6 protein-coding genes are annotated in these 6,287 nt (G+C 63.9%); 2 read left to right on the top strand and 4 right to left on the bottom strand.

All coding sequences use genetic code 11. The features are described from left to right. A partial coding sequence (locus KA184_22675; protein MBP8132393.1) for a tyrosine-type recombinase/integrase occupies positions 1–472 on the top strand: 472 nt, incomplete at its 5' end. Positions 473–593: 121 nt separating this feature from the next. Here the strand turns inward: KA184_22675 and KA184_22670 are convergent. From KA184_22670 to KA184_22655, 4 genes are all read right to left on the bottom strand, one after another. Beyond that, positions 594–1,211 carry an HNH endonuclease gene (locus tag KA184_22670; GenBank protein ID MBP8132392.1) on the bottom strand — a complete coding sequence of 206 codons (618 nt, stop codon included), beginning with the start codon at positions 1,209–1,211 and terminating at the stop codon, positions 594–596. Between the two features lie 112 nt (positions 1,212–1,323). After that, positions 1,324–2,325, bottom strand: coding sequence for a radical SAM protein (locus tag KA184_22665; protein MBP8132391.1), 1,002 nt, complete (start codon positions 2,323–2,325; stop codon positions 1,324–1,326). Beyond that, positions 2,322–3,674: a radical SAM protein gene (locus KA184_22660; protein ID MBP8132390.1), complete on the bottom strand. Its 1,353-nt coding sequence runs from the start codon at positions 3,672–3,674 to the stop codon at positions 2,322–2,324. Before KA184_22660 ends, KA184_22665 begins: the two co-directional genes overlap by 4 nt. A 180-nt stretch (positions 3,675–3,854) precedes the next feature. Further along, entirely contained in the window at positions 3,855–5,594 is a 1,740-nt protein-coding gene (locus tag KA184_22655) for a cation:proton antiporter (protein MBP8132389.1), read from the bottom strand. Positions 5,595–5,788: 194 nt separating this feature from the next. Here KA184_22655 and KA184_22650 point away from each other — a divergent pair, with 194 nt between their 5' ends. Then, complete coding sequence (locus KA184_22650) at positions 5,789–6,265, top strand: tetratricopeptide repeat protein (protein MBP8132388.1); 477 nt, start codon at positions 5,789–5,791, stop codon at positions 6,263–6,265. Positions 6,266–6,287 lie beyond the last annotated feature (22 nt).

The following is a 6,287-nucleotide window of genomic DNA, read 5'->3' as shown; positions in this document are numbered from 1 at the left end:
AACGCTTTACAGCAGCGGGATGCGCGCCGCGGAATGCGCGGGGCTCAAGGTCAGCGACCTGGACCTTGGCCGCGGCGTGGCGCGGGTGCTGGGCAAGCGGCGCAAGGAGCGAATCGCGCAACTGGGCAGCCACGCGGTGCGCGCCATCGAGGCGTACCTCGCCATGCGCGGGCAATTGGGCAATCCGGCACACGACATCCTGTTTGTGAATCACCGGGGCGGGCCGCTGACCACGCGCAGCATTCAGCGTGTCGTCGAGCGGTACGTGCGCGAGACGCTGCCCGGACGGCGCGAGGTATCGCCCCATACACTGCGGCATACCTTCGCGACGCACATGCTCAACGGTGGCGCCGACCTGCGGGTCGTGCAAGAACTACTCGGCCACGAGAGCCTGTCGAGCACGCAGATTTACACCCACGTAAGCATCGACCGCCTCAAGCAGGTTTACCGCGACGCGCACCCGCACGCGTGAGCACGCGGGCATCCACCGCAACGGTTTGCAGGGTGACATTCCCGCCGTCTTCAAGACAGGCTGAAGCCTGAATTACAGACAGGGGCCATGAGCGAGAGTCGCCCGCCGTGATGCAGCCGCCTCAGCCGACGGCGCTTTCCTCGAAGGCTTCGTGAGACCAGTACGTGGTATCGACGAAGCGCTGCCAGCTCATCAGTTCGTGGTGCGGGATGCGCGTGCCCAGCCGTGGCAGCCACTGCGGCCGCGACGGATGGCGGATCAGCGGCATGTTCGCCTCTTCGGGCGTGCGGTTGCCTTTCTTCAGATTGCAGCGCACGCATGCGAGCACGAGGTTGTCCCACGAATCGCCCCCGCTGCGCGAACGCGGGATGACGTGGTCGACCGTGAGGTCCGGTTTGGAAAACCGCTTGCCGCAGTACTGGCACTGGTGGTTGTCGCGCGCGAAGATGTTGCGGCGCGTGAAGGGCACTTCGCGGTGGACGAAACTGTTGAACACGCTCAGGATGATGACTTCAGGCAGGCGGATGCGCATGGTGGGCGTGCGCAGATATCTCCCATCCTCGTCGCTGTCTTCGTCCGCGGACAGGTCGCACCAGTCCGCGAAGCTGTACAGCGAGTAGTCGGCGGGATGAACGGCGCGTGCATGACCTTGATAGAGCAGCATGATCGCGCGCCGGGCAGAGGCCACATTGACCGCCACCCAGGATTTGTTCAGCACGAGCACATGTCCGTCAACCATGCCGCACCTCATGCTTCCCCAAGGAAACCGGGTGAATCTGAGGCGCTAGTATAGTGAGCGTCCGGCCGCATGTCAAAAAACAACCCTTGGCGCAGCCCGGGCCGGCGGGGTTTCAGCGTTGCACCTTCATGGCGTTCCAGATAGCGGCCGCATTGAGCGCAAAGAGCAGGTCCAGTTCGAGAATGGGCGCGCACCAGGACTGGTCCACCATTTCTGGGATAGACAGATTCAGGTAGTTTTCCCGGGCGGAAAGGCCGCCGGCCTGCTCTTCCAGGCAATTGCCCTGCGTCACGTGCGAAGCCGTCACCTTGCCGTCCGGTTCGATTGTGCACGTGATCCGGCCGGCCGTGCTCGCGATGGGCGCCGGGTCCGGCCAATGCATCAGGTACCACAAGCCCGCGCTCGAGTTCGTGATGGGCGCGCCCTCGCGCTTCCGGCGCAACAGATAACGGATGGCGTCGCGGTAGCGGTCCGTCGGCGGCGCGATGGGATTCGGTCTGCTCGAAGAGTCGAGCCACTTGGTTGCGGGCTGGAACATGCAGGTGGCGCCGAACCGCGCGGCCAGTTCGAGAACGTCGTCCACGGCATCGAGGTTGTAACTCGAAAGCACGCATGTGAAGGCCAGAGGGACGCCGTGTTCCCGCGCGGCGTCCGCGCCCGCGAGCGCCTTCGCGAATGCGTTCTTGCCGCGCACCGCGTCGTGGACCCTCTCGCCGCCGTCCAGGCTGATGGTGAACCGGTCGGCGCGCAAGAGTTCTCTGATGCGTTTCGGGATCAGCCATCCGTTTGTGCTGATGAACGTAACGATACCCTTGTCCTTGACATGGCCGATGATGGTCCCGAGGTCCTTGCGCAGGAGCGGCTCACCGCCGCTGAACGTGATCCAGCGCATGCCCAGAGCGTAAAAATCGTCGACGGTTCGCAGCACCTGGTCCGTGTCCATCTCGGGCACCTCGAGCGTGGGCGAGGCGCAGTAAGCGCAGCGGAGGTTGCAGCGGAACGTGATGTTGAACCCGACCAGCAGCGGCACGCGCCGGCGCAACACGCGCGTGCGCACCCATGCATCGCCGAGGCGATAGAGGGTGGCCGCCAGACCGGCGCCCGTGGCGCTCACCGTTCTCCCCCCGGTTTGCCGGCGGGCGCGCCAAGCGTCTCCGCCGCATATTCACACTCGTCTATGCCCGGCGACGCATCCTGGGACGGGTCCCCGCCGCCCGTCGCGGCCATCACTGTCTTCGCGTCGTGCGCCGCGCGCCCGGCCCCATAGTCCCCGCCGCCGCAAGCGGCATCCGGTCCCCGGCTGCAGGCGGGGCGGGCGGCATCACCGGGACGACGGCCTTGTCGGCCGCGCCGGGTGTAGTAGCGGATGGCGCTGATGAGCTTGCGCGGTTCGCGCAAGGCCCGGAGCACGCTCAGGCGCATGCTCAGTTCCGTGTTTGCGGTGTCCCAGCACGCGCGGTCACAATGACGGGCCAGTTGCCTATGCTCGTGAAAGGCGCGGCTGCGCCAGATTTCGTCGAGCGGGGTCTCGCGCACATTCATCGGGCTGTCCTTATCGAAACACGCCGAAACGTAGCCTTGGGGTCCGACCACCATGATGGCAAAACCCGCGTAGCAGTAGAAATTCGTCGCTGGTGGGCGGTAGTGGTCCGTGATGCCGTCAAAAAACTGGTCCAGTGTCGTTTCGAGATTTGTTTTTGCCAAGGCGGCCCGCATGCGGCTCAATTCGCGTTCGAGGCCGTCCAAGTCGGGTTCCTGAAAGATCATGTCCGCGTATTCGTCGACGTTCTTGCCCTTGTGCTGTAAATTCGTATGAATCGGCGCGAGCTTGAGCTGGTCCACGCCTTCCCGCACGGCAAACGGCACCATTTCGGCCAAGGTCTTGTAGTTGTGCTTGTTGATGACGCTATTGAGGCCGATGCGCAGGTCCGGCGCGGCGGCGCGCAAGCGCCGCAGGCCGTCGAGCGTGTGCTGAAAGGTGCCGCGTCCGCGGATGGCGTCATGGACCGCCGCGTCCGGGCTCTCAATCGAGATGGACACGGTTTCCACGCCGCTCTCCGCCAGTTTCGCCACGTTCTTGTCGCGGAGCAGGAGCCCATTGGTGTTCAGGTGCACCGCCATGCCGAGCCCGCGCACGTGGCGGATCAAATCGAAGAGGTCGTGCCGCAGCATGGCCTCGCCGCCCGTGATAGCGACGACCTGCGTGCGCAGGCGCGCCGCTGCGTCGACGACCGCCTTCCATTCGTCGAGCGAGAGCAGGTTGTGGTCGCCGGGCGTGTAGTCGCATGCCCCGCACATCTTGCATTTCAGATTGCACTTGTCGGTCAGCATGAGAATCAGAATAGGCAGCGATCTTGGCGACCGGTTCAGGTGGCGGGCCAGCCACACCCCCCCGAAATCCAAGACATGGCGTGCTTTGCGCGCGAAATTCGCGATGCCATATGGAAGAATCGTCTGCGCCACGGACTACAGCATTTCCGTTTGATGTGCTTACAGCCAGGCCATCTTGAAATACGCTTGCCCGGCCGGTCTTATTCCCACTCTATCTCCGCGATTGTCAAAACACTACGATGCCGCCCCGCAATCTTACCATGCGCGGTCTTCCGTCCATAATCCTTGCCGCGGCGCCGGTGTCCGAGCCGCTTACGCCGCTTCCTCAGCGGTCTCCTGCTCCTTCTCGTCCAGGAAATAGTTGTAGTTCCGCGTTTCTTCTCCCTCAATAACCTCCCATGCGTCGTTGGCGTCCATCGCTGCCAGCAAACGAGTGCGGATGGTCGCGTCGGAGATCATCTGGGCCAGACTGGCCATTACCTCGATATGTTCCTTGTCGTGACCGGCTGGCGTCACCACCAGCATGACCAGCCGCACACTTTCGTCATCGTCCTCGCCCCAGGCAACGCCCTCGCTGCAGATTGCGAGCACGCCGCGGATACCCCCGCCGTGACCGATGCGCCCGTGTGGGATGGCCGCTCCCAGCCCTATCGCGGTCGTGCCGTCCCTTTCCCGTTCGATGATCGATTGATGCAGCGCCTCGCGGAGCGCGGGGGCGATACGGTGAGTGCGTATGTAGAAATCGGTCACTTTCCGCAAGGCTTCCCATTTGTCCGCTGCGCGGAGACCGGTAAGGATGTATTCTTCCTGGAGGAACTCGATCAGGCGGCGCCGGTCCTTGTTGACCTCATTGGCCCGGCGGAGACTCAACCGCGTGAAGAAGGGGCCGAAGATCTCGGCAAGCGCGACACCGGCGAGCACGATCGCCGCCACCTGCCCGGAAACCGCCTCCGGAATACGCGCATCGCCGCCCAAAAGCACGACCATGCCGATTGCCACGCCCGCCTGAGGCATGAGCCCAATGCCCATATTCAGCCAGATGCGCCGCGTCGTGCCGGCAACGCGGCCGCCCGCGGCGCCGCCCGCCAGCTTGCCCAGGAAACGCAAGCCCAGATACGCCACGCAGAGCAGACCGGCCTCGCGCGCCGTCTCGAGGTGCAGCGAGACGCCCGCCATCGTAAAGAAGCAAATGAACAGCAAGAGTTCGATGGGTTCGAGCGCCTGCGTCTGGCGGCTCGCTTCCTCCGACGCATTGCCCAGGCACAGGCCAAAGACCAGACTGGTCAGCAGCGGACTGAACCCGAAGTACGTCGAAACACCCGCACATAGCAGGATGGCGATAAACACCGTGCTGAAATCGTGCATCTGCGGGTGATGCACGAGCCGCTCCGTCACGTACCCGATGAGATAGCCCAGCGCCAGTGCGCCCCCAAGTTGCCACAAGGTCTGTAGCAGCGCGGGCGCAATCCCCACCGCCCCGGCCACGTAGTAATCCGCGAGCAGCGTCCGCGCAAACGCGAACATGAGAATCGAAATCATGTTATCGAGACCGACGACCGCCAGCAGAGTCTTGACAAACGTCCCTTTGGAACGTGTTTCGCGGATAATCGCGACGATGGTCGCCGGCGAAGAATTGACGGCGATGCACCCCAGCACCAGCGCTACGGGCCAGGACGCGCCCAGCAGCCAGACCGCCGGTATCACGAGCAGGAAACAGAACAGCACCTCGCCCAGCGCGATGGACACCACGCGCCGCCACGCATTGTGCAGCCGGTTGTACGAGAGCTGGCTCCCGATGCCCGCCGTGATCAGCGCCATCGCGAAGGTCGACATCGGCTGCATCGCCGTGATTACGTCCTGGTCCGAGAACAGGTTCAAGCACGCCGGGCCGATGAATATCCCTGCCAGAATATTACCTGTGACACTCGGCACGCGCAGCCGTCGCGCGACCCACCCGCCGGAGAGGCCCGCCACAAGAATGAGACTCAGCACCAGTAACGGCCCCATCTGTGCCGTAACCGGGATGTGCAGCGACTCTCGGATGACGGACATGGCGTTCCCTCGCGACACTAGCCCTGATGCGGGTCGATTGTAGCACAAGGGCGGGGGCGGGCCGCGCGAGGCGGGCCTTTCCCGCCAACCTTCCGGGCGGCCTCGTGCGGCACAGCCAATCGCGCATTTTGCCAAAAGTGGAAAATATGGTAGCATGAACGGCAGGGAGCCAGTTGTGGTGTGAGGTGAGGTGCATGCCCAAAACACGCAAAGAGCGGTTACAGGAGTACAGGCGCGAGATGCGGCTGCACGTGCGCCAGGTGTGGCGTCGCGAGGTGTCTTTCCTGGCGGCCGTGAAGGCCATGGTTGAAGACACGCGACATGTTGCGAAGCGGGTCTTGCGCGGCGAACAGCCCGCCGGGCGCAGGCGCGCGAAACAGTATCTGCAACAGGGCGTGCAAGCCTACAACGCAGGGCGATACGACCGGGCGCAGGCCCTTTTCGACAACGCGATCAACGCCGATGACCATTTTGCGCTGGCATGGGTGTATATGGGTAACGCCAGGTACAAGATGTCTCGCCTGACCGAGGCGGTCCAGGCCTGGCAGAAGGCGCTGGAGGCCGAACCTGGGTCCAAGGGCGCCGAAATGGCCCGGGAAAAACTCGAACGGGTCGTTCATGGCCGGGAGGGCGCGGCCGATGCGTACAAAGAGCAACTGCGCAGCCGATAGGCGGTCCATCTTCGCATTGACG

The sequence above is a fragment of the Candidatus Hydrogenedentota bacterium genome, assembly GCA_018005585.1.
Lineage (GTDB): Bacteria > Hydrogenedentota > Hydrogenedentia > Hydrogenedentales > JAGMZX01 > JAGMZX01.
Note: the sequence above shows the minus strand (reverse complement) of the source record. Positions and strands in the feature narration are given on the sequence as shown.

What these genes read in the sequence shown, in the direction of transcription:
- KA184_22670 (MBP8132392.1), bottom strand. Translation starts at nt 1,211, where the DNA reads ATGGTTGACGGACATGTGCTCGTGCTGAACAAATCCTGGGTGGCGGTC.
- KA184_22655 (MBP8132389.1), bottom strand. Translation starts at nt 5,594, where the DNA reads ATGTCCGTCATCCGAGAGTCGCTGCACATCCCGGTTACGGCACAGATG.
- KA184_22650 (MBP8132388.1), top strand. Translation starts at nt 5,789, where the DNA reads ATGCCCAAAACACGCAAAGAGCGGTTACAGGAGTACAGGCGCGAGATG.